The sequence below is a fragment of the Kitasatospora sp. NPDC088351 genome (assembly GCF_040685575.1).
Classification (GTDB): Bacteria; Actinomycetota; Actinomycetes; order Streptomycetales; family Streptomycetaceae; genus Kitasatospora.
Genome location: NZ_JBFBIL010000061.1, coordinates 1 through 22,660, shown reverse-complemented (window position 1 = coordinate 22,660; position 22,660 = coordinate 1). Strand labels below are relative to the sequence as shown.

At 72.7% G+C, this 22,660-nt stretch carries 20 protein-coding genes; 11 read left to right on the top strand and 9 right to left on the bottom strand.

Annotated elements, in window-relative coordinates; all coding sequences use genetic code 11:
• Positions 1-27 precede the first annotated feature (27 nt).
• From rpmH to AB0P06_RS30605, 9 genes are all read left to right on the top strand, one after another.
• A complete protein-coding gene (rpmH, locus tag AB0P06_RS30645) occupies positions 28-165 on the top strand; it encodes a 50S ribosomal protein L34 (RefSeq protein WP_030392420.1) in 138 nt (45 codons plus the stop codon).
• A gap of 18 nt (positions 166-183) precedes the next feature.
• Positions 184-612, top strand: coding sequence for a ribonuclease P protein component (gene rnpA, locus AB0P06_RS30640; RefSeq protein WP_363613053.1), 429 nt, complete (start codon positions 184-186; stop codon positions 610-612).
• A complete protein-coding gene (yidD, locus tag AB0P06_RS30635) occupies positions 609-980 on the top strand; it encodes a membrane protein insertion efficiency factor YidD (RefSeq protein ID WP_363613051.1) in 372 nt (123 codons plus the stop codon). Before rnpA ends, yidD begins: the two co-directional genes overlap by 4 nt.
• A complete protein-coding gene (gene yidC / locus AB0P06_RS30630; RefSeq protein WP_363613049.1) occupies positions 977-2,134 on the top strand; it encodes a membrane protein insertase YidC in 1,158 nt (385 codons plus the stop codon). The genes yidD and yidC overlap by 4 nt, the downstream gene beginning before the upstream one ends.
• An 82-nt stretch (positions 2,135-2,216) precedes the next feature.
• The gene (locus AB0P06_RS30625) at positions 2,217-2,747 is read left to right on the top strand and encodes a R3H domain-containing nucleic acid-binding protein (protein ID WP_363613047.1); all 531 of its coding nucleotides are present in this window, start codon (positions 2,217-2,219) and stop codon (positions 2,745-2,747) included.
• Positions 2,748-2,945: 198 nt separating this feature from the next.
• Entirely contained in the window at positions 2,946-3,779 is an 834-nt protein-coding gene (gene rsmG / locus AB0P06_RS30620) for a 16S rRNA (guanine(527)-N(7))-methyltransferase RsmG (RefSeq protein ID WP_363613045.1), read from the top strand.
• A 223-nt stretch (positions 3,780-4,002) separates the two neighbouring features.
• The gene (locus AB0P06_RS30615) at positions 4,003-4,980 is read left to right on the top strand and encodes a ParA family protein (RefSeq protein WP_363613043.1); all 978 of its coding nucleotides are present in this window, start codon (positions 4,003-4,005) and stop codon (positions 4,978-4,980) included.
• Entirely contained in the window at positions 4,977-6,092 is a 1,116-nt protein-coding gene (locus tag AB0P06_RS30610) for a ParB/RepB/Spo0J family partition protein (protein WP_363613041.1), read from the top strand. The genes AB0P06_RS30615 and AB0P06_RS30610 overlap by 4 nt, the downstream gene beginning before the upstream one ends.
• A 123-nt stretch (positions 6,093-6,215) precedes the next feature.
• A complete protein-coding gene (locus AB0P06_RS30605) occupies positions 6,216-6,833 on the top strand; it encodes a GNAT family N-acetyltransferase (protein ID WP_363613039.1) in 618 nt (205 codons plus the stop codon).
• A gap of 114 nt (positions 6,834-6,947) precedes the next feature.
• On the opposite strand, the gene trxA is transcribed toward AB0P06_RS30605, so the two are convergent.
• From trxA to AB0P06_RS30570, 7 genes are all read right to left on the bottom strand, one after another.
• A complete protein-coding gene (trxA, locus tag AB0P06_RS30600; protein ID WP_363613037.1) occupies positions 6,948-7,274 on the bottom strand; it encodes a thioredoxin in 327 nt (108 codons plus the stop codon).
• Between the two features lie 134 nt (positions 7,275-7,408).
• Complete coding sequence (trxB, locus tag AB0P06_RS30595) at positions 7,409-8,374, bottom strand: thioredoxin-disulfide reductase (protein ID WP_363613035.1); 966 nt, start codon at positions 8,372-8,374, stop codon at positions 7,409-7,411.
• 173 nt (positions 8,375-8,547) lie between these two features.
• Positions 8,548-9,540: a hypothetical protein gene (locus AB0P06_RS30590; protein WP_363613033.1), complete on the bottom strand. Its 993-nt coding sequence runs from the start codon at positions 9,538-9,540 to the stop codon at positions 8,548-8,550.
• Complete coding sequence (sigM, locus tag AB0P06_RS30585) at positions 9,537-10,283, bottom strand: RNA polymerase sigma factor SigM (protein WP_363613031.1); 747 nt, start codon at positions 10,281-10,283, stop codon at positions 9,537-9,539. Before sigM ends, AB0P06_RS30590 begins: the two co-directional genes overlap by 4 nt.
• 63 nt (positions 10,284-10,346) lie before the next feature.
• Positions 10,347-12,293 carry a protein kinase family protein gene (locus tag AB0P06_RS30580; RefSeq protein ID WP_363613029.1) on the bottom strand — a complete coding sequence of 649 codons (1,947 nt, stop codon included), beginning with the start codon at positions 12,291-12,293 and terminating at the stop codon, positions 10,347-10,349.
• A 309-nt stretch (positions 12,294-12,602) separates the two neighbouring features.
• A complete protein-coding gene (murJ, locus tag AB0P06_RS30575; protein WP_363613027.1) occupies positions 12,603-15,098 on the bottom strand; it encodes a murein biosynthesis integral membrane protein MurJ in 2,496 nt (831 codons plus the stop codon).
• Between the two features lie 57 nt (positions 15,099-15,155).
• Positions 15,156-17,591, bottom strand: coding sequence for a DUF6049 family protein (locus AB0P06_RS30570; protein WP_363613025.1), 2,436 nt, complete (start codon positions 17,589-17,591; stop codon positions 15,156-15,158).
• A 372-nt stretch (positions 17,592-17,963) separates the two neighbouring features.
• Between AB0P06_RS30570 and AB0P06_RS30565 the strand changes: the two genes are divergently transcribed.
• Positions 17,964-19,388 carry a CCA tRNA nucleotidyltransferase gene (locus AB0P06_RS30565; protein ID WP_363613084.1) on the top strand — a complete coding sequence of 475 codons (1,425 nt, stop codon included), beginning with the start codon at positions 17,964-17,966 and terminating at the stop codon, positions 19,386-19,388.
• Between the two features lie 153 nt (positions 19,389-19,541).
• Positions 19,542-20,261 carry a restriction endonuclease gene (locus AB0P06_RS30560; RefSeq protein WP_363613023.1) on the top strand — a complete coding sequence of 240 codons (720 nt, stop codon included), beginning with the start codon at positions 19,542-19,544 and terminating at the stop codon, positions 20,259-20,261.
• Positions 20,262-20,360: 99 nt separating this feature from the next.
• Here the strand turns inward: AB0P06_RS30560 and AB0P06_RS30555 are convergent, their stop codons facing one another.
• Positions 20,361-20,996, bottom strand: coding sequence for a hypothetical protein (locus tag AB0P06_RS30555; RefSeq protein WP_363613021.1), 636 nt, complete (start codon positions 20,994-20,996; stop codon positions 20,361-20,363).
• A 106-nt stretch (positions 20,997-21,102) separates the two neighbouring features.
• Positions 21,103-22,440: an MFS transporter gene (locus tag AB0P06_RS30550; protein ID WP_363613019.1), complete on the bottom strand. Its 1,338-nt coding sequence runs from the start codon at positions 22,438-22,440 to the stop codon at positions 21,103-21,105.
• Between the last annotated feature and the right edge of the window lie 220 nt (positions 22,441-22,660).

Below are 22,660 nucleotides of genomic sequence, written 5' to 3'. Positions count from 1 at the left end.
CCTACGATTCACCTCAGGAGCCCCCGAGTGAGCAAGCGCACCTTCCAGCCGAACAACCGTCGTCGCGCGAAGACCCACGGCTTCCGGCTGCGGATGCGTACCCGCGCCGGCCGCGCCATCCTGGCCGCCCGCCGTGGCAAGGGCCGCACCAGCCTGTCCGCCTGATCCGCGCCAGAGTCTGTTGTGCTGCCCTCCGAGAATCGGCTGCGGCGGCGCCAGGACTTCGCGACCGCGGTGAAACGCGGTCGCCGGGCCGGCCGGCCCCTTCTGGTCGTCCATCTCAGCAGAGACGGTGACCCCAAGGGGCAGGCCGACCGGACCAGCGACTCCCGCCCGCACGTCGCCGAGGGGACTCCTTCGGCGCGTGCGGGTTTCGTCGTGAGCAAGGCCGTCGGTCCGGCGGTCGTCCGTAACCTGGTCAAGCGCCGCCTGCGCCATCTTGTCCGTGATCGCCTGTTCAGGCTGCCCGCCGGTAGCCTGATAGTGGTGCGTGCGCTGCCCCAGGCCGCGTCCGCCTCGTACCAGGATCTCGAACGTGACCTGGACGCGGCGCTCAAGCGGCTGCTGAAGGTGGAGCCCGCCGCCTCGGCGCCGACGGGAGCAGGTCGATGAAGTACCTGCTGATGGGTCTGATCAGGGTCTACCAGTGGACCATCAGCCCACTGCTCGGTCCGGTCTGCCGTTATTACCCCTCCTGCTCGCACTACGGCTACGAGGCCGTGAAAGTGCACGGGGCGGTCAAGGGCGGCGGCCTGACCGTGTGGCGCATCCTGCGCTGCAATCCGTGGACGCCCGGCGGGGTCGATCATGTTCCGCCGCGCAAGCACCCGGTGTGGCACCGCCGGCTGCGCGATCTGCTGAACCGCAGGTCCGCCGCCGACCGGCCGGTGACCGCACCCCCCGCCGGTCCGGACCCCGAGGGCCCGGCGACCATTGGCTCTGTGGGGCCAATCCCAATGTCCAAGGAGCCTGACCGGTGACCTTCTCCTTCCTGAACCCCCTGTACACAGCGGTGTCCTGGATCATCGTCCAGTTCCACTCGCTGTACAGCCACATCTTCGATCCGGACGGTGGCTGGGCCTGGGGTCTGGCCATCGCGTCCATGGTGGTCGTCATCCGGATCTGCCTGATCCCGCTCTTCGTGAAGCAGATCAAGGCGACCCGGGCCATGCAGGCGATCCAGCCGAAGATGAAGGCCATCCAGGAGCGCTACAAGAACGACAAGCAGCGCCAGTCCGAAGAGATGATGAAGCTGTACAAGGAGGCGGGTACCAACCCGTTCTCCAGCTGCCTTCCCATCATCGTGCAGGCGCCGTTCTTCACCGCGCTCTACGGCGTGCTCGCCAAGGTCGCCAAGAGCGAGCCGATCGGGGTCATCGACGGCACCCTGCTGACCAGCGCGGGCAAGGCGCACATCTTCGGTGCCCCGCTCTCCGCGACCTTCGTGAGCAGCCCCGAGACCAGCGTCAAGATCGTCGTCGCGGTCATGATCATCCTGATGTCGCTGTCGCAGTTCATCACGCAGCGCCAGCTGATGACCAAGAACATGGACCTCACGGTCAAGACGCCGTTCATGCAGCAGCAGAAGATGCTGATGTACGTCTTCCCGATCATGTTCGCCGTGATGGGCATCAACTTCCCGGTCGGTGTCCTGGTCTACTGGCTGACCACCAACGTCTGGTCGATGGGCCAGCAGCTGGTCGTCATCCGCAACAACCCGACGCCGGGCAGCAAGGCGTGGGACGAGCGCCAGGTGCGGCTGAAGAAGGCGGGCCGACTGAACCCGGACGGCTCGGTGATCAAGGGCGGTATGTGGGGCCTGCTTCCCCCGAAGAAGACGGCCACGACCGCCGAGGCCGTCGTCGAGGACGCGGTGCAGGTGCGACGCCAGCAGCCGCGCAAGCAGACCAAGGCACAGCGCCAGCACGGCGGTCAGACGACCAGCCTGACCAAGGACGCCCCGGCCCCGGCCGAGGAGACCGTCGAGTCCGGTGCCGACCAGCCGGCCGCGGCCAAGCAGGGCGCGGCCAAGCCCGCCGGAGCCAAGCCGGGCACCGTCCGGCAGCAGGGCGCCCGGCAGCAGCCGAAGCGCGGTGGCGGACAGGGCGGCCAGCGCCCGAAGAAGAAGTCCTGACCCGCCCCCGGACTGTCAAGGCAGCGCACAGAGCTTCGTTCCCGGCCCACCACCTGGGCCCCATCTCCGAAGGAGTCCATCAGTGACGGAAGGCACCACCTCCGCCATCGAGGCCGAGGCCGTCGCCAGCGCCGACGAGAGCCTCATCACCCGCCTGGAGCAGGAGGGCGACATCGCGGCGGACTACCTGGAGGGTCTGCTCGACATCGCCGACCTCGACGGTGACATCGACATGGACGTGGAGGGCGACCGTGCCCTGGTGTCCATCGTCAGTGATGGCAACGACCGTGCGCTCCAGCGCCTGGTCGGCCAGGACGGCGAGGTGCTGGAGGCGCTGCAGGAGCTGACCCGGTTGGCTGTCCACCGGGAGACCGGCGAGCGCAGCCGCCTCATGCTGGACATTGCCGGCTTCCGGGCCCGCAAGCGGTCGGAGCTGGCCGCGCTCGGCGCCGAGGCGGCGGAGCAGGTGAAGAGCACGGGGGAGCAGGTCAAGCTGCGGCCGATGACGCCGTTCGAGCGCAAGGTCGTCCATGACGCGGTGGCCGCGGCCGGTCTGCGCAGCGAGTCGGAGGGCGAAGAGCCCCAGCGGTGTGTGGTCGTGCTGCCGGCCTGAGACCGGCAGAGCGGTGCCCGGCCGAGACGGCCGGTGCGCCGGGACTGTCCGGATGGCGACTGACAGACCCCGTCCGCCTTGTGCGGGCGGGGTCGTTGTCCCTCTGCGGGGCCGCCGGGCCGAGAGCCCGGCGAGAGATGTTTCACGTGAAACGGTGCGATGCGCGGGTCGGTGGATCCGGGGAGCGGAGAGGTCGAGATGGACACGGAGAACGCGGCTGCCGGTGAGCCGGCGACGGGTGCCGGCAATTCGGCCGCTGAGGGTCCGGCGGTCGAGGGGCCGGCCGCCGAGGGGCTGACCGAGGCGCCGGCCGTGGCCCGGGAGGTCTTCGGCGACCGCTTCGACGCCGCCGTCCGGTACACCGAGCTGCTGGCCACGGCGGGTGTCCAGCGCGGGCTGATCGGCCCCCGCGAGGTGCCCCGGCTCTGGGACCGCCATGTGCTGAACTGCGCGGTGCTCGCCGAGCTGCTGCCGCCCGGATCGACCCTGTGCGACGTCGGCTCCGGAGCCGGCCTGCCCGGCATCCCGGTGGCCCTGGCCCGCCCGGACGTCTCGGTGACGCTGCTGGAGCCGCTGCTGCGCCGGACCACCTTCCTGGAGGAGGTGGTCCGCGAGCTGAACCTGGAGAACGTCACCGTCCTGCGCGGGCGGGCCGAGGAGATGGTCGGCAAGCTCGCGGTGGACGTGGTCACCGCCCGGGCGGTGGCACCGCTGGACCGGCTGGCCGGCTGGGGCCTGCCGCTGCTCCGCCCGCACGGGCAGATGCTGGCGCTCAAGGGCGACAGCGCGGAGCAGGAGCTGGCGGACTCGCGGGCCGGGCTGACCAAGCTGGGCGCCGTGGAGTGGTCGGTGATCTCGGTGGGCGAGGGCACCCTGGAGACCTCCACCCGGGTGATCCAGGTGAAGGCGGGGGAGAGCCCCGGCGGGGTGAAGGCGGCGACCCGGCGGGCCAAGGCGGCCCGGGCCGGGCGGAACGCGAACGCCTCGCGGGTCGGCGAGCGGGGCCGCGGCGGACGGCGCCGCGGCCGCTGAGCGGACGCGTGGGAACGGGCGGGCGGCCTCTTCGGGCCGCCCGCCCGTTCTGCTTCGCGACGGAGTGTCGCACCGTCAGAATTCCGACATAGCGGGCATGGTGTTTCACGTGAAACGTCGCTCCCTGCTCTCCGACGGTCTTGACCTCCGGCTCCGCCGCGGGCTCGGCCTTATCCGGGCGGCAACTGTTGCCGCTCCGGTTTCACGTGAAACACTGACCCCCATGCAGGACTCGGAGACCATCGACCAGATCGATGACACGCCCATCGCGCGTGCTGCCCAGGCTGCGGTCCGAGCGATCGGACGAGCGGGCGAGGGCCTTCCCCGGCCCGCCGCCACCCGGGTGATCGTGGTGGCCAACCAGAAGGGCGGGGTGGGCAAGACCACCACCACCGTCAACATGGCCGCCTCGCTCGCCATGCACGGACTGCGCGTCCTCGTGGTCGACCTCGACCCGCAGGGAAACGCCTCCACCGCACTCGGCATCGACCACCACGCGGAGGTCCCGTCGATCTACGACGTCCTGGTGGAGGGCAAGCCGCTGGCCGATGTGGTGCAGCCGGTGGTGGACGTCGAGGGGCTGTTCTGCGTCCCGGCCACCATCGACCTGGCCGGCGCGGAGATCGAGCTGGTCTCGCTGGTCGCCCGGGAGAGCCGGCTCCAGCGCGCCATCACCGCGTACGAGCAGCCGCTGGACTACATCCTGATCGACTGTCCGCCCTCGCTCGGGCTGCTGACGGTCAACGCCCTGGTCGCCGGTCAGGAGGTGCTGATCCCGATCCAGTGCGAGTACTACGCGCTGGAGGGTCTCGGCCAGCTGCTGCGCAACGTCGAGCTGGTCCGGGCGCACCTGAACCCCACGCTGCACGTCTCCACCATTCTGCTCACCATGTACGACGCCCGGACCAGGCTGGCCGCCCAGGTGGCCGAGGAGGTCCGGACGCACTTCCACGAGGAGGTGCTGCACACCGCGATCCCCCGTTCGGTCCGGATCTCGGAGGCACCCAGCTACGGCCAGACGGTGCTCACCTACGACCCGGGCTCGACGGGTGCGCTCTCCTACCTGGAGGCGGCCAGGGAGCTGGCGCTGCGCGCGGTGGGCATCGGGGTCGGTGGCTCGACGGTGGGCCAGCAGCGCGACGGCGGTACGGGGCAAGGCGCCCCAACGGCACAGCACGGTACGACGGAGGACAATCGGTGAGTGGTCGCAGGGGTCTGGGACGAGGGCTCGGGGCGTTGATCCCGGCCGCCACGCCGGGGGCCGGCGGGGCGGCGGCAGAGCCCGCGGTGGTCCCGTCCGCCCCGGCCTCGGTGGTGGCCGCGGGGACGGTGTCGCCGACGGCGGTGCCGGTGCTGCCGACCGGCCGCGGCACGGTGGCGGCGAAGGCCGCCGCGGAGAGCCTGCGGGAGCAGGCGGTCCGGGAGCGCGAGGCGGCGGCTGAGCTCGTCGGGGCGGACCTCGCCCAGGTGACCGGTGCGCGGTTCGCCGAGCTGCCGCTGGACGCGATCACGCCCAACCCGCGCCAGCCGCGCGAGGTCTTCGACGAGAAGAAGCTGGACGAGCTGGTCGCCTCCATCAAGGAGGTGGGCCTGCTGCAGCCGGTGGTGGTGCGCCAGGTCGGTCCGGAGCGCTTCGAGCTCATCATGGGCGAGCGGCGTTGGCGGGCCTCCCGGGAGGCCGGGCTGGAGCAGATCCCGGCGATCATCCGGGCCACCGAGGACGACAAGCTGCTGCTGGACGCCCTGCTGGAGAACCTGCACCGGGCGGAGCTGAACCCGCTGGAGGAGGCCGCCGCCTACGATCAGCTGCTGCGGGACTTCTCCTGCACCCATGACGAGCTGGCGGACCGGATCGGCCGCTCGCGTCCGCATGTCTCCAACACCCTGCGGCTGCTGAGGCTGTCGCCGCCGGTCCAGCGGCGGGTCGCCGCCGGGGTGCTGACCGCCGGGCACGCCCGGGCCCTGGTCGGCGTGCCGGACAGCAAGCGGCAGGAGCGGCTGGCCAGGCGGATCGTCGAGGAGGGCCTCTCGGTGCGGACCACCGAGGAGATCGTCACGGTGATGAACCACGAGGAGAAGCCGCAGCGCCAGTCCGGGCCGAAGGCGGGCAAGCTGATCTCCCCGGCCGTCAACGATCTGGCGAGCCGGCTGTCGGACCGCTTCGACACCCGGGTCAAGGTCGAGGTCTCGCAGCGCGGCGGCAAGCTGGGCAAGGGCAAGGTGGTGCTGGAGTTCGGCTCGGTCGAGGACCTGAACCGGATCCTGGACAGCCTGGCCCCGGGCGAGGACGGGCTACGGCTGTCGCAGGGCTGAGCCGGGCCGAAGGCGAATCCCGATGGGTGCATGTTCCACGTGAGCGGTGTTTCACGTGAAACATGCACCCATCGGCGTTCGGGGGGAATGCTCGACTGTGGAGTGGACGAGGAGGTGCGGGGTATGGGACGCCGGATCGTTCCGCTGACGCTGGACAACCTCGGAGATCTGCCGACGACCTGCCGGTCCTGTGTGTTCTGGGAGCTGGACCCGGTCAGCGGGCGGGCGGCGGTCGAGTCCGGCAAGCCCGAGCAGGAGAAGGAGGCGTGGATCTCCGCGGTGCTGCTGGAGTGGGGGTCCTGCGGCCGGATCGTCTATGTGGACGACCAGCCCGCCGGGTTCGTGCTCTACGCCCCGCCCGCCTATGTGCCCCGCTCGCAGTCGTTCCCGACCAGTCCGGTCTCTCCGGACGCCGTCCAGCTGATGATCAGCCGGGTACTGCCGGGCTATCAACGGCAGGGGATCGGTCGGGTGCTGGTGCAGACGGTGGCCAAGGATCTGCTGGGCCGCGGGGTCCGGGCGGTCGAGGCCTTCGGCGCGGTCGGACGGCAGCCGCCGAGCTGTGTGCTGCCGGTCGACCATCTGCTCGCGGTCGGCTTCAAGACCGTTCGTCCGCACCCCCGCTACCCGAGGCTGCGGCTGGAGGCGCGGACCACGCTGTCCTGGCGGGGCGATGTGGAGGGGGCTCTGGAGCGGCTCCTGGGCGGGGCTCGCAAGGAGCCGGCGCTGCGGCCGTTCTGAGCCGGCCGACCGTTCCCGGCCGCTCGCCCGGAGCCGGGCCGAGGGGGAGGAACACGACGAGGGCGGGGCTCCCGATGGGGGAGCCCCGCCCTCGTCGTGCCGGTCGGGCCGGACCTAGATGAACTCGGCCAGCTCGCGCAGCAGCGCGGCCTTCGGACGGGCGCCGGTGATCGACTTCACCGGCTCGCCGCCCTTGTAGACGATCAGCGTCGGGATGGAGATCACGTTGTACTGAGCCGCGGTCTGCTGGTTGTTGTCGACGTCGAGCTTGGCGATGGTCAGCTTGTCGCCGTGTTCGGCCGCGATCTCCTCCAGGATCGGGGCGACCTGGCGGCACGGGCCGCACCAGGTGGCCCAGAAGTCGACCAGAACGGGCTTGTCGCTGTCCAGGACGTCGGCCTTGAACGTCGCGTCGGTGACGGTGGTGGTGGCGCCGGCCACGGGAACTCCTCGGGATCGAACGGAGAGGGCTGCTGCCAGAAGAACAACGGGCGGGCCCGTTCTGTTTCTGCCTGGCCGGGGCGGGGGTGTTTCACGTGGAACACCCCCGCCGGGGGCGGTCGGTGGTGCGGAGGTCAGACCGCGACGGTGGCGGCCTGGGCCTCGAGGTCGGCCAGCGCGGCCAGGTAGCGCTCGGCGTCCAGCGCGGCGGAGCAGCCGGTGCCGGCGGCGGTGATGGCCTGGCGGTAGGTGTGGTCGACCACGTCGCCCGCGCCGAAGACGCCGGGGATGCTGGTCCGGGTCGAGGGGGCCTCGACCTTGAGGTAGCCCTCGGCGTCGAGGTCCAGCTGGCCCGTGAAGAGGTCGGTCCGCGGGTCGTGGCCGATGGCGATGAACAGGCCGGTGACGGCCAGCTCGCGGGTCTCGCCGGTGGTGGTGTCGCGCAGGGTGACGCCGGTCAGCTTCGGGTCCCCGTGGATGGCCTCGACCGCGCTGTCCCACTCGAAGCGGATCTTCTCGTCGGCGAAGGCGCGCTCCTGCATCGCCTTGGAGGCGCGCAGGGTGTCACGGCGGTGGATGATCGTGACGCTGCGGGCGAAGCGGGAGAGGAAGGTCGCCTCCTCCAGCGCGGTGTCACCGCCGCCGACCACCGCGATGTCCTGGTCGCGGAAGAAGAAGCCGTCGCAGGTGGCGCACCAGGAGACGCCGCGACCGGAGAGCTTGTCCTCGTTCGGCAGGCCCAGCTTGCGGTGCTGGGAGCCGGTGGTGACGATCACCGCGCGGGCCTTGTGGACGTTGCCCTCGGAGTCGGTGACGGTCTTGATGTCGCCGGTGAGGTCCACCGCGACGATGTCGTCCGGGATCAGCTCGGCGCCGAACCGCTCGGCCTGCGCCCGCATGTTGTCCATCAGCTCGGGACCCATGATGCCGTCCCGGAAACCGGGGAAGTTCTCCACCTCGGTGGTGTTCATCAGCGCGCCACCGGCGGTGACGGCCCCCTCGAAGACCAGAGGCTTGAGGGAGGCACGGGCGGTGTAGAGCGCGGCCGTGTAGCCGGCCGGGCCGGAACCGATGATGATCACGTTACGGACGTCGCTCACTGCATCTCCTGGTTCGCATCGCGACCCGCGTTAGGTGCGGGGAGGGCGGTCCTGCTCCGCCGCCCGGGACAACGACTGACCAGTGTCTCGCATTCCCAGGCGGATCAGTACCAGGTGCCCGCAGTCCGGGAGCGCCGGGCCGTGCTGGGCGTGGATCGCTCGGGAACGGCCGGTCAGCGGGCCGGGACCGTGCGGTGCAGCAGGACCGGCCCGCAGCCGGGGGAGCGCAGATAGACGTCGAGCAGCCCGGACCGGTCCGGCACCGGGTACACCAGGACCTCGACCGGGGCGCCGGCGTAGCTGCCGCGGTCGGTGGCCAGCGGCGGTCCGTCGGCGGGCGCCGGGCAGGCCGGGGCGGAGCGGCCGCCACCGCCGAGCCCCTGCGTTCCGTCGGCGGGCGTTCCGTCGGCGGGCGTTCCGTCGGCGGGCCCGGAGGGGACGGAGGGCTTGGCCGCCGGGGGAGCGGGGGTGGCGGCGGCGGTCCGGGCGAGCAACTGCTGGATCTGGGCCGTGAGCCGGTCGTCCCGGTAGACGGTGCCGCCGGCGGCGTGCTCCGCCCTGCCGTCGGTGGTGGCAGCGGCGGCGGCCGGGGCGTCGGCCTTCGCCATGGTGCCGTCGACGGACTGCCGGTCCGCGGGGCGCAGCAGCAGGACGCCGCCGAGGCCGATCGCGAGCAGGGCGGCGGCCGAGCCGAGCAGCAGGCCGGCCCGTCGTCGGCGGGGGCGGGAGCGGCCCGCTCCGGTGGCGCCGGGACCGGCGGGCGCCGTGGCCGCGGACGGACGGCCGGGCGGCGGTGCGAGTGGGGGTGCGGGCGCCGTGGACGGCGCCGTGGCAGGGCGGGACGGCCGGGCCGGGGGCCCGGCCCCGTCGTCGGCCGCAGCGGCCTCCTGGGCGCCCTCCACGGCCTCGGCGACCGCGGCGGCCAGGGCGGCGTCGAGCCGCCCGGCGAGGTCGGCGGGCATCGGCGGCGGTTCGACGGCGCCCAGCAGTGCCTGGACCTCGGCGAGCGCGTCGACCGTCTCGCGGCACTCGGCGCAGCCGTCCAGGTGCCGTCGCAGGGCCCCGGCGGTGGCGGCGGACTCGACCAGCCCCTCGGCGAGGTCGGCGAGCTCGTCCGGGTCGGGGTGCGGTCCGGTGGGGTCGGGGGAGGAGAGGGGGGCCGTCATCGCGCGCTCGCGTCTCCTTCCAGGATCGGTCGGCCGGTGCCCAGGCCTGTCCCTGGGACGGTACGGGGCCCCGAGGGGTTCCCCGGCGGGGCGGCGGCGCCCCGTTCCGCCGGTGCCGTCGTCCCGGGAGCGGGCGCTGTTTCACGTGAAACGGCGGGTGCGCCGCCGTCGCCGCGCAGATGGCGGACCAGCGGGAGCAGCCGGGCCCGGCCCCGGGCGCAGCGGCTCTTCACCGTCCCGACCGGCACGCCCAGCAGTTCGGCCGCCTCGGCGACCGGATAGCCCTGCATGTCGACCAGGACCAGGGCGGCCCGCTGCTCGACCGGCAGCTCGGCCAGCGCGGCGGTGAGTTCCCGGTGCACCTCGGCGCGGACCACCGGGCTGTCGGCCGGTTCGGCGGAGCCGACCAGGGCGTCCAGCCGCCGGGGGTCGTCGTCGAGCGGTCCGGTGCGGCGGGTGGCGGTGCGGCGGGCCCGGTCCAGGCAGGCGTTGACCACGATCCGGTGCAGCCAGGTGGTGACGGCCGAGCGGCCCTGGAACGTGTGGGCGGAGCGGAGCGCGGAGACCAGCGCGTCCTGGAGGGCGTCGGCGGCCTCCTCACGGTCGCCGAGGGTGCGCACCGCGACCGCCCAGAGCCGGTCGCGGTGGCGGCTGACCAGCAGGCCGAAGGCGTCCCGGTCGCCGGCGACGTGCCGGGCGAGCAGCGCCGCGTCGTCGTCCGTCCGGTCCACGCCGTCCGCCACCGCCACCCCTCCCGTGTCCTGCGCTCCGGTGTGCCAGGCCCTGCCCCCGCCGTGCCGGTCCGGTCAGCCGGAGACCTTGACCTCGGCGATCCCGCCGCGGTACCTGCCGTCCGATGGATCCTTCGGCAGGCTGGTGATCCAGATCAGGAGGTAGCGCGTGGTGACCGGGCTCTCCAGGGTGTAGTCGGCCGTGGGGCCGCTGTGCTTGCCGAGCACCGTGTAGTCCCCCGGCTGCGCCTTCAGCGGGGCGGCGGCGGCCTGGGCGTTCGGCACCCGCAGCTCCGCCGTGGTGGAGCCGAGGAACTGGACGTTCACCGAGCTGACCGCCTGCGGCGTGCCGAGGTCGATCAGCAGACCGGTGCCCTCCTTGAGGAGGGGCTTGGGACCGAACGGGTCGTTGTACCACTGCGGGACCCAGGCGGTGTTCGGGTCCCCGTCGAAGGCCTTGGCGGTCGAGTAGGCGCCTTCCGGGCCATCGCCCTGCGGGTTGTACGACTGCGCGTCCTTGACCGGGATCGGCACCGGTGTGTGGGTGGTGGCGTGTGTCGTCGGTGAGGTGACGGTCGCGGACGGGGAGGTCGCCACGGCGGGCTGGTTGTTGCGCAGGCTGTCGACCAGCTGCCAGGAGGCGACGCCGATCGCGCCGAGGGCGACCGTCCAGGCCGTCACCTTGAGCACCCGGCGCAGCCGCCGCCGGGTGCGCCGGGCGGGGACCGGGCGGGGACCGGCCAGCGGCTGGGCGATGCCGGGGGCGGCGACCACCCGGGTCGGGTTGGGCGCGGTGGGCAGCGCGTGCGTGTTGTGCCGGGGCGGGGCGGTGAAGGCCGGCAGCTCCGGCTCGGGCTGGCGGATGCGGGGCATCAGCGCGATGGCCCTGGCCAGCTGCTCGGGGGTGGTGATCGGCTCGGCGTGGTGCGGCGGGTGGTCGAAGAAGGCGCGGGCGGCCAGCTCGGACAGACCCTTGTGGACCCCGGCCCTGACCTGGTCCGGCGGCACCTCGCGGAGGTTCTTCGGCAGCCCCTGGAGGTCGTAGCGGTCCTCGGGGAACGGCCAGCGGTGGGTGAGCGCGGCGTACAGCAGGGCGCCGATGGCCCGGGTGTCGGTGCGCTCGGTGTCCTCGGCGGTGTCCTCGGCGGGCAGGCCGCGCAGGGCGGCGTCCACCGCGATGCCGTTGATCCGGTACTGGCCGCTGTCGGTGCGCAGCACACAGCGCGGGGTGAGCCGCAGATGGGCCTGGCCGCGCTGGTGGGCGGCGGCCACGGCATCGGTGACCTGGCGGACCATCTGGTAGGCCTCGTGCGGCTCCATCGGGCCGTCGGCGAGCAGCTTGGCGAGGTCGGAGGCGTGCGGCAGCCACTCCCGCACGACGTAGACCAGCTCGCCCTCCTGGACGGCGTCCAGGACCTGGACGAAGCGCGGGTCGCCGAGCAGCGCGGCGGACTTGGCGGCGGCCAGGACGGCGCGGGCCCGCTGGTGCCCGGAGGCCATCAGATGGACGCCGACGGCCCGGCGCAGCTTCTCGTCGACCGCCCGCCAGCTGCTGAAGGTCTCGGTCTGGGAGATGCACTCCTCCAGCCGGTACCGGTTGCCGATCTTGTCGCCGCTGTGCCGCAGGGGGGCCGGCAGGGTACGCGGGAGGGTGCCGGTGGCGCGGGGGTCGACGGTGGGCTGCGGGTCCTGCGGAGGGCGGCCGGCGGGGTGTCCCGAGGGCGCACCCGCGGACGGCTTCGCCGCCCCCTGGCCCGTTCGGCGCCGGTCCGCGGCGGCGGCGCGCGCGGCGCCCGCGGCCAGCTCGGCGGCGATCTCGTCGGCCGACAGCGGTGCGGTGATCTCCGAGGTCTCCTCGCCGCTGGAGGCGGTTTCGGGGGAGCGGTCGGCGGTGTCGTCGGCGTCGTCCGTCCCGGCGGCCGTGTCGACCGCGAGCTCGTCGATCGCGGCGGCCAGCGCGGCCTCGTCCGTCGTCCCGTCAGCCGCTGACGTGTCGACGACCGCCTTGGTGCCATCAGCCACCGTGGTCCTGCCTCCCCTTGTGTCGCCCCGGCCTGAGAGAGTCGCTGGAGCACGCGGGCGGGCAGGCCCAGCGCTCCAGGACAATTGTGCCCACTCTTCTCCACCGGGTACGACCGCTGAAAGGTCCGGGCGGTTGCGCGGTGGTGGAGAGATGTGGTGCGGATCCGGCACTGGGCCGCCATCGCGGAGCCCGGGACGACCCGGGAGCCGATGGCGGCCCAGTGCCCGCCCCGGTGGGGCGGAGAACCCCGTCCGTCCGGTTGACGCCCGGTCAGGGCGGCGGCCGGTGCGGCCGGTTGGTACGTGTGGTCAGCGGCCCAGTCGGCCGCGGACCATCCCCAGCATGGCGTTCAGTTCCTCGATCCGCAGCCGCTTCGCGATCAGCACGAAGACGGCCAGCTGGAGCCCGCCGGCCAGGACGACCGAGACCACGCTGCCCGGCCAGCCGCCGAGAACGCGCTGGACCGCCAGGCTGACGGCCAGGCCGACCACGGCGGCGGGCACACAGGCGGCCGCCAGCCGGCTGTAGGTCCTGCCGATCCGCTTGGTGTCCAGGCCGCCGATCTTCCGCTTCAGCTTCGGTACGGCCACCATCACTCCGATGGCGTACGCCAGACCGTACCCGAACGCCATGCCCGTCACCGTCCACTCGGGCGGCAGCACGAACCAGCAGAGCACCGAGAAGACGGCCTGGCAGGCCGCCACCCAGACGGTGTTGGAGAACGGCGTGCGGGTGTCCTCGTAGGCGTAGAAGCCGCGCAGCATCACGTACTGCGCCGAGTAAGGGATCAGGCCCAGTGCGAAGGCGGAGAGCATCAGACCGACGTTGGTGGCGCTGAGCAGGACGGTCCGGTCGCCGCCCACCGCGTAGATCGCGCGGCCGATCGCCGGGCCGAGGGCCAGGAACAGGAACGCGGCCGGGACGACCGCCACCGCGGTGGTGCGCAGACCGTGCGAGAGGTCGTCGCGGACCGCGCCGGCGTCCTCGTCGGCGGCGGCCCGGGAGAGCCGGGGAAGTACCGCGCTCATGATTGAGACGGTGATCACGGCCTGCGGCAGCTGCCAGATCAGCAGCGCGTTGGAGAACGCGGCGAGGCCCACACCGCGGTGGCCGGTCTTCTCGGCGGCGCTGCCGGCGGCGGTGGCCAGCTGGGTGATGACCAGGAAGCCGGCCTGGTTGGCGAGCACGAAGAAGAAGGTCCACTTGGCCAGCCGGCCGGCCTTGCCCAGACCGTGGCCACGCCAGTCGAAGCGCGGCCGGAAGCGGAAACCGGCCGCCCGCAGGTACGGGATCATCGCCAGCGCCTGGACCACCAGGCCGACCATGGTGCCGATGCCGAGCAGCCGGACGCCCTCGGGCGAGACGGTCTCCGGGGTGACCTCGGTGCTGCCGAAGCTGCCGTAGACCCAGATGTACGCGGAGAAGGTGAAGATCACCACGATGTTGTTGAGGACCGGGGTCCACATCATCGCGCCGAAGCGGCCGCGGGCGTTGAGGATCTGCCCCATCACCACATGGATGCCCATGAAGAAGATGGTCGGCAGGCAGTACCGGGCCAGCGCCACGGTGGTCGCGGCCCGGGTCGGGTTCTCCATCATCGGGTGCGAGATCAGCTGGACCAGCAGGGGCGCCCCGACCACGGCCAGCAGCACCACGGCGCCGAGCCCGACGATCACCAGGGTGAGCAGCCGGCTGGCGTAGGCGGTTCCGCCGTCCTCGTCGTTCTTCATGCTGCGCACCAGCTGCGGCACGAAGACCGAGTTCAGCGCGCCGCCGCCGATCAGGATGTAGAGCAGGGTCGGCAGGGTGTAGGCCGCGTTGTAGGAGTCACCCATCACGGCGATGCCGATCGCGCTGGTGATCACCATGGTGCGCAGGAAGCCGGTGCCCCGGGAGACCAGGGTGCCGGCCGCCATGATCGCGCTGGAGTTGAGCAGGCTCGTGACCTTGCCGCCGCCACCGGCCGCGGGCGCCGGGGCGGTGCGTTCCTCGGCGGCGAGCTCCTCCAGGGGCTCCACCGCGGGCGGCAGCTGCACCGCCGCCACCTGCCTGGTGGCCTCCTCCTCGGAGAGCGGCGGGTCGAACTCGATCGGCGGGACGAACGGGCGCTGCCCGTCCGGGTCGTGCGGGTGTCCGTGCTGTCCCGGGTACCCGCCGCCCGGGGGGAACGGTGCGGGTGCGACGGGCGGCGGGCCCAGCGGGGGCTGTCCCATGAACGGCTGGACCATCGGCGGCTGGACCATCGGCGGCTGGGCCGCGTAGGCCTGGGGCCCGGGGGGCTGGACCAGCGGCGGCTGGGGCTGGGCCGCCGCGGCATGGCCGCCGCCGAACAGCGCGTCCACCCCGACGTACTCGGTGGTCTCGGAGTCCCACGCCGAGTGCGCCGGGCCGGGCTGCCACTGCGGCTGGCCGCCCCACTGGCCGCCCCACTGGGCGCCGGACTGGCTGTCGGCCTGGTTGTCGGCCTGGGCCGGCTGCTCCCAGCCGGGCCGGTTCTCCTGCCAGCCCGCCTGGGCCGGGGCGTCCCAGCCGGGCTGCACCGGCGGAACCGGCGTCGGGTAGCCGCCCCCCTGCGGCGGCAGCTGCGGCGGCACGTCGTAGGCGGCGGCCTGCTGCTGCGGCGCGGCGGGCCGGGCGGCCCCCAGACCGTACGGGTCCTGACCGTCCTGGTGGCCCTGGTACGCGTTGGCCGCGTACGGGTCCTGGGCGTAGGTGTCGGCCACGTACCAGTCGCCGGACGGCGACTCCGCGGCCGGCCGGCCCTCACCGCGGCCCGGCGGCCGCTCCTCGCTGCGCCCGGTCATGTCACCTCTTCGCTGTCGTGGGGGAGGCCGCCCCGGAATCGGGGGGTGTCGGCGGTATCAAGGACCAACCTTCTCATCACTGGTGGCCTGATCCCGGCCATCTGCGGCGCTGCCGCGCGGTGTCTGCGCGGCTCCTCCACGTTCGGGCCCCTCCCCGTCGCCCGCGTCCCCGGCCGGGGCGGGCTCTTCGGAGAGCGGTGCGTCGGGGTCCTCGGTGTCGGTCCCCCGCCGCTTGCGCTGGCGGAAGAAGCGCAGCGCCGCCAGCAGCAGCAGCACCAGGCCGCCGCCGAAGACGTACAGCACGCCGTTGGTCACCGAGGTGACCTCCACGGTGAACCGCTGTTCGTCGCCGTACGGCCGGGAGTCCGGGCCGGTGGTCCAGAGCTGGGCGGTCATCTGGACCGGCCCGTTGTTCTGCGCCTCGGCCTGGAACCGCAGCGTGACGCTCTGCGAGGCGGGCAGGACCAGCTCCTCCGGATCGCTGACCCGGAGCCGGTTGGGCTGGGTCGGGCGCAGCACCAGCTTGAGATTGGTGACCGGCTGGGTGAGGTCGTTGCGGACGCTGACCTGCAGGACCCCGGTGTCCCCGGCGAGGGTGATGACGTTCTTCTGCGGCACCTTCACCGCTTTGGTCAGATCGCCGAGGTAGGTCGACACCCCGTCGCGGTAGGTGCTGCCGGCCGGCGCCTGGGTCCGCCACTCCGTCGACATCGAGCGGACCATGGCCGCGCTGAACGGACCGCGCACCCGCTGCGGCAGGGTCAGGACGCGCATCAGCAGGTCCAGATCGCTCTGGATCTTGATGGTGCCGGTCAGGTCCGAGGACGGCAGTTCCGAGGAGCGTGCGTGGGCCGGGTAGTCGGCGGCGGCCGGGACGGAGCCGTTCGCCTTCGGGTCGGGGGCGCTCTGGGCCACCACGTCCAGCTTGACCTGCTCCACCCACTTGCCGGTCTGCGCCGTCTGCAGGGCCGTGGCCAGCACCTTGGCGGTGTCGGCGGTCAGCTCGCGCGGCGGCATCACCAGCAGGCCACGGGGGTTCTGCGGCTCCTGGCGGCTGATCACGAAGGTCTCGGCCAGGAAGCGCTGCACCGCCAGGGTCTGGGCCTGCGGGGTGTTCAGGTCCGACTGGAACAGACCGGCGATCGTCTCGTCGGCCACCACCCCGGTCTGCCCGTTGCCGATCGGGCGTACCGCGGTCGGCGTGTACTTCAGCGCGTCCGACTCCGGCAGGCTCGCCCCGTTCACCAGCACCAGGCCGGCGCCCGCACGCTGGGCCACGCCCGCGATCTGCTGGTCCAGATACCCCTGGTACGGCCAGGCCACATCGGAGCGGGTGTCCACCGCCAGCCGGCCCTCGACGGTCAGCCGGCCCGCCGTGGCCGCCTTGCCCAGCGCGGCGTCCATGCCCTGCAGGTCGGCGCCGTTGTGCGCGATGGAGGCGAGGTCCGGGTCGGCGTACGGCAGCGACACCACCTGGCTGGTCGGCTTGGCGACGGCCGTGCGCAGCTTCTCCAGCCAGGCCGTCGCGGCGGCCTGGCCGGTGCCCTGGACGGTGTTGTCCTCCTTCGCCGCCTGATGCTCGGTGCCCGGCTTCTGCACCCGGTACGGCCTGGTCATCGCGAACGCGGTGTCCAGCAGGTCCGGGTCGACCACCCAGGTCAGCCCCGGCAGCTTGGATCCGGTGTCCACCAGCTCGTACAGCCGACCGCCGGGGGAGAAGTCGGCGGCCAGGCTGTCGTCGCGCAGCACCGAGACGGTCTGCTCGTTCTCGGAGATGGTCTGCGCGGCCAGCACCGGCGCGTGCACCAGCGGCCACAGGATGGCGACCTTGGACGGCTGCGCGTCGGCCGGCGTCGGGCTGTACGGCAGGAACGTCCGGGCGATGCCGAGCGGCCGGTCGCGCTGGTTGTCCGCGGTCGAACCCCAGACGTCCACCGCCAGCTCGTACACGCCCTCTCCGGAGAGCTGGAGGTCGTTCACCGCGACCCCCAGGGTGTACTGCTGGGTCTGGCCCGGTCCCAGCTCGTTGAGCGCGTACTGCGGGCTGTCCAGCTCGACGCCGTCCGAGCCGGTCGGGCTGGTCCGGCCGGCCACGTTCAAGAGCTCGCTGCGGGCCGTCAGCGGCTTGCCCGACCAGGGCTTGCGCACCGCGGCGTGCGCGGACTTGAGCACCGACTTGCCACCGTTGGTGACCTGGCCGGTGATCGTCACGGTGCCGTTCTGCGCGGTGACCATGGGGGTCATCGTCTCGATGGTCATCACCACCGGGTACTCCGCGGAGACGGTGGAGTCGGCGGCCGGGAGGTTGCCGCCGTTCGGCAGCGCGCCGGCCGGCGCGGCCGACAGCAGCGCCAGCGCCGCGCCGACGGCGGCCGCGAACCGCCGGGCCGTGCGCGCCGCGCGGCGCCCCGGCTCCCCCCGGTCGGCGGCATGCCCGGTCCGTCCAGGCTGTCCGTACGCCTCCAGGCCCGAGTGCCGTGCCGGCTCGCCCACGCGCTTCGCCCTCGCCGTTCTCGATCGCTCGCTGCTTGATGCTGTCGCTGCTTGGTGCTGCGGATGCTCCGCCGGCCGATACGCGCGGCCGTGAGGAGTAGCCGTGAGGAACGCGGCCGTCCGCCGTCCGGTCGGCCGTGACGGCACGCGGCACGGCAACCGCTTCCCGGTGCCCGCGACCCGCTCCACCGGCATGGTAACGATGCTGCCAGGGGTGCGGTGTTGCGGCCCTTGAGCTGAGACGCCGAAAACGCGCGGGCGGTTGAGCCGCCCGGGCACGTACCCTTGTGAGCCGTGTCCACTGTCAATGAGCCCACTGCCCACGAGTCCGGCGCCCATCATTCCAGCACCGCCACCCAGGTCGTCCCAGGCCTGAGCGAGGCGCAGACCCTCGGGCTGCAAGAACTGCTGCGGGTCTCTCCGGTCGCCGACGAGATCGCCCGCCGTTTCGAGGCGGCCGGTCACCGGCTGGCGCTGGTCGGCGGCTCCGTCCGGGACGCCCTGCTGGGCCGGCTCGGCAACGACCTGGACTTCACCACCGACGCCCGTCCGCACCAGGTGCTCAAGCTGGTCAAGGGCTGGGCGGACGCCGTCTGGGACGTCGGCATCGCCTTCGGCACCGTGGGCGCACGCAAGGACACCCCGCAGGGCTCCTTCCTGATCGAGATCACCACCTACCGCTCCGAGGCGTACGACCGGACCTCGCGCAAGCCCGAGGTCAGCTACGGCGACACCATCGAGCAGGACCTGGTCCGCCGCGACTTCACGGTCAACGCGATGGCCGTCGACCTGCCCGGCCGCGGCTTCGTCGACCCGCACCACGGACTGGAGGACCTGGAGGCGCGGGTACTGCGCACCCCGGCCACCCCGGAGGAGTCCTTCTCCGACGACCCGCTGCGGATGATGCGCGCCGCCCGCTTCGCCGCCCAGCTCGACTTCGAGCCCGCCCCCGAGGTCGTCGCCGCGATGACCGCGATGGCCGACCGGATCTCGATCGTCTCCGCCGAGCGGGTCCAGGCCGAGCTCAACAAGCTGCTGCTCGCCGACCATCCGGTGAAGGGCCTGCGGCTGCTCGTCGACACCGGGCTCGCCGACCACGTGCTGCCCGAGCTGCCGGCGCTGCGGCTGGAGCGTGACGAGCACCACCGGCACAAGGACGTCTACGAGCACTCGCTGACCGTCCTGGAGCAGGCCATCGACCTGGAGCAGGACGGCCCGGACCTCACCCTGCGGCTGGCGGCGGTGCTGCACGACATCGGCAAGCCGCGCACCCGCCGGTTCGAGTCGGACGGCCGGGTCTCCTTCCACCACCACGAGGTGGTAGGCGCCAAGATGACCCGCAAGCGGATGTGCGAGCTGAAGTACTCCAAGGAGCTCACCGAGGACGTCTCCCGCCTGGTCGAGCTGCACCTGCGCTTCCACGGTTACGGCGGCGGCGAGTGGACCGACTCCGCGGTGCGCCGCTACGTCACCGACGCCGGGCCGCTGCTGGAGCGCCTGCACAAGCTCACCCGCTCCGACTGCACCACCCGCAACCGCAAGAAGGCCACCGCGCTCTCCCGCACCTACGACGGGCTGGAGACGCGGATCGACGAGCTGAGGGCCCGGGAGGAGCTGGACGCCGTCCGCCCCGCCCTGGACGGCAACCAGATCATGGAACTGCTCGGGCTGAAGCCGGGCCCCCAGGTCGGCAAGGCCTACAAGCACATGCTGGAGCTCCGCCTCGAACACGGCCCGATGGAGCACGACGAGGCCGTCGCCGCGCTCCGTGCCTGGTGGGACGTCCAGCAGGGCTGAGGTCGGGTTCGGCCGGGCCTCGAACCGTCAGGCATCCGTTAGCACATTCACTCGAAGATGTGGTTCGGCCTGGGTGGCCGTGGCATTCGGGTGAGGGCCTCGTTGCTCCGTCCGAGGGAGGGGACGTACCCCTCCGGAAGGAGCGACGAGGCCATGGCCATCGAAGCGGTGCTGTTGGAGTCCCCCACGATGCGCGCGAGCGTGGCGGACCGGGTGGAGACGCTGGACCGGGTGCGGGCACTGAGCCTGCTGCCGGACGGCGTGCACGTGACGACGGAGGGCGTCGCGCGGTACTTCGGGGTGGGTGAGAAGGCGGTGTACTCGCTCGTCATCGATCACCGCGCCGAGCTGGTGATGAACGGGTACTCGGTGGCGACCGGGGCCCGACTGGCCTCCTTGAAGGAGGTCTGTGGAATCAAGACCCGGGCCAAGTCCCTCGCGCTGTTCACCCGGCGCACCGTGCTGAACGTCGCGATGCTCCTGCGGGACAGCGAAACCGCACGTCAGGTGCGGTCCTACCTGCTGGACGCCGAGCGGGTCGCCCGGCCGGGGCCGGTGGAGAACCCGGTCGACCGGCCTGTGGACGACGGGCCTCTGCCGCCGGAGGGGAGCATCGACGCGGCGGTGGTGCGGATCGCCGAGTCGGTCGTCCGCCAGGTCGTCGCCACCTCCGTCACCCCGCTGCTGAACACCCTGGTGGCCGAGGTCGGCCGCAACAGCCACAAGCTCGACGCCCTGGGCGACCGGGTCGACCGGCTGGAGCGGATCGTGCTGGACGACGACGAGAAGGCGGCGGCCCGGCGGCGGCTGCGCCTGCTGCGGGCGCTGGACGAGGGAGCCGAGCCGGAGGAGCTTGACGAGCTGCTGCGATGAGGACGGGCAGGCGAAAGGGGGTGGCTCCGGAGGGATTCCGGGGCCACTCCCCTGCGATCGCCGCAGCGCGTCGGGTCGGCTGTGGGCGGCCTGAGAAGGTCAGGACTTCTTGACGGGCGGGACGCCGGTGCCGGTGGTCAGCGGGCCGAGGCAGAGGACGTACCGCTTCTTGTTCCAGCGCCGGCCGCTCTTGCCCGAGACCGCGCTGGTGGACCCCGTCGTCTGTCGGCAGCGGGCGGTGTCGGTGGTGTCGTTGTACTTCGCCACGACCTTGTAATTCGCTTGGGAATCAGTGCACTTGACGATTTCGACGTCGCGCGTACCGGTCGCCTTCACACAGTCGCCGACCTTGGCGCTGCTGCCGCTCGGCCCGCTGACGAAGTAGCCGACGATCAGAGCGAGGCCGCCCAGCACGGCACCGACGATCTTCAGCTTGGCCTTCCGGCCGGTCCCCGGCGTCGGCTCGGCGGGCACCGGGTCGGGCGGCGGGCCGTACGTCGGAGAGCCGTACTGGGGCGGTGGGCCGTACGTCGGCGGCTGCTGTCCGTACGGCTGCTGACCGTACGGGGGCGCGGGCTGGGCGGGCTGGGGCGCGCCGGGATAGCCGTACGCCGGTGGCGGGCCGAACTGCGGAGCCGGAGCACCGTGCTGCGGAGGCACCGGCTGCGCCCCTGGCGGCCCCTGCGGCGGGCCGAACTGCGGCGGCTGCCCAGGGTGCTGGGGTGGAGTGCTCATCAGGTTGTCCCTCGAGACCGGGTGCTGTCGCTCCGACAGTTCTGACGTACCTTAGCGACCCTTGGCGCCTCGCCCGGACGCGACCGGTTCTGAGGGGCACGGGGTCTCAGGAGGACCGGTCACCGGGGAGCGGGCCGGTCCGCCGGGCCGCCCGGAGGTAGAAGACGGCGGTGAGCGCGTACACCAGGGCGACACCCGAGACCACCGCGGCCGACCGGCCGGAGAGCGGCAGCACCAGCGCCGTCACCAGCGCGGCGGCGACGAAGGCGACGTTGAACAGCACGTCGTAGATGGCGAAGACCCGGCCTCGGTACTCGTCCTCGACCGATTCCTGGACCATGGTGTCCGCGCAGATCTTGGTGCCCTGGGTGACCACCCCGAGCAGCAGCGCGGCGATCAGGCAGGGCACCAGTGAGAAGCCCAGGCCGAGCGCGGGCACGAAGACCACCGGCGCCGCCAGACAGGCCGTCATCCATCCGGCCAGCCCGACCCGGCGGGTGCACCAGGGGCTGATCACCGCCGCGATGAAGAACCCGGCGGCGGAGAGGCCGACCGCCTGCCCCAGGGTGACCAGCCCGGCCGCGCTGTCGGCCGGATCGTTGAAGGTGTAGCGGGCGAGCATCACCAGCACGACGATCAGCACGCCGTAGCAGAACCGGGCCGCGGTGACGGCGGTCAGCGCGTGCACCGCGGGCCGGCAGTCCCGGACCAGGTGCCGGAGGGCCGAGTTCAGCCCGCGGGCGGCCCGGACCAGGGCCTGGCCGAGCGGCGGGTGGCCGGCGTGCTGCTCGGGGCCGAGCAGGTCGGGGTCCATCCGGCGGGCGGCCAGCGCCGCCGAGAGGTAGAGCAGCGCGGCGACGGTCACCAGGGCCGCGTCGGCCGTCGGCCCGGGGGACATCACCTGGTGCAGCAGGAAGCCCATGCCGCCGCCGGAGGCCGCCGCGACCGTACCGAGGGTGGGGGAGAGCGCGTTGGCGGTGACCAACTGGTCCTGCCGCACCACCCGGGGCAGCGCGGCCGAGAGACCGGCCAGGATGAACCGGTTGAGTGCGGTGACCAGCAGCGCGGAGGCGAAGAACAGCCAACTCGGGGCCTCGGCCAGGAGGAGGGCGCCGGTGAGCAGGCCGAGCCCGAACCGGGCGAGGTTGCCGTAGTACAGCACCTGGCGGCGGCGCCAGCGGTCCAGCAGCACACCGGCGAACGGGCCGATCACCGAGAACGGCAGCAGCATCACCGCCAGCACCGAGGCGATGTCGGCGGGAGAGGACTGCTTCTCCGGGGAGAACACCACATAGGCGGCGAGCGAGACCTGGAAGACGCCGTCGGAGAGCTGGGAGAGCACCCGGGCGGTCAGCAGCCGGCGGAAGTCGCGGCCGCGCAGCAGATCGAGAAGTGTGGCGCGTTGCGCGGACTGGTGGGTGCTGCTGTTCTCCGTGATCGCCACCCGCCCAGACTGCCATGGAACCGGCCGGTGTTTCACGTGAAACATTCGCCGGAAACGCCGGAGGGCCCGCGATCGTCCGATCGCGGGCCCTCCACGGAGGTGGTGCACCGCCGTCGCCTGGTGCCGGGGCCCAGGGCCCCGGCCTGCACCCCGCCGTACCCGTCCACCTCCAAGGACCGCTGCCGTTCGCCGGCGCGGGCGCCGAACTGTGGGCGGTGGA

Coding starts and splice junctions, on each gene's coding strand:
- AB0P06_RS30560 (WP_363613023.1), top strand. CDS start 19,542: ATGGCCATCGAAGCGGTGCTGTTGGAGTCCCCCACGATGCGCGCGAGC.
- rsmG (WP_363613045.1), top strand. CDS start 2,946: ATGGACACGGAGAACGCGGCTGCCGGTGAGCCGGCGACGGGTGCCGGC.
- murJ (WP_363613027.1), bottom strand. CDS start 15,098: ATGACCGGGCGCAGCGAGGAGCGGCCGCCGGGCCGCGGTGAGGGCCGG.
- AB0P06_RS30590 (WP_363613033.1), bottom strand. CDS start 9,540: ATGACGGCCCCCCTCTCCTCCCCCGACCCCACCGGACCGCACCCCGAC.
- AB0P06_RS30605 (WP_363613039.1), top strand. CDS start 6,216: ATGGGACGCCGGATCGTTCCGCTGACGCTGGACAACCTCGGAGATCTG.
- AB0P06_RS30555 (WP_363613021.1), bottom strand. CDS start 20,996: ATGAGCACTCCACCCCAGCACCCTGGGCAGCCGCCGCAGTTCGGCCCG.
- yidD (WP_363613051.1), top strand. CDS start 609: ATGAAGTACCTGCTGATGGGTCTGATCAGGGTCTACCAGTGGACCATC.
- AB0P06_RS30615 (WP_363613043.1), top strand. CDS start 4,003: ATGCAGGACTCGGAGACCATCGACCAGATCGATGACACGCCCATCGCG.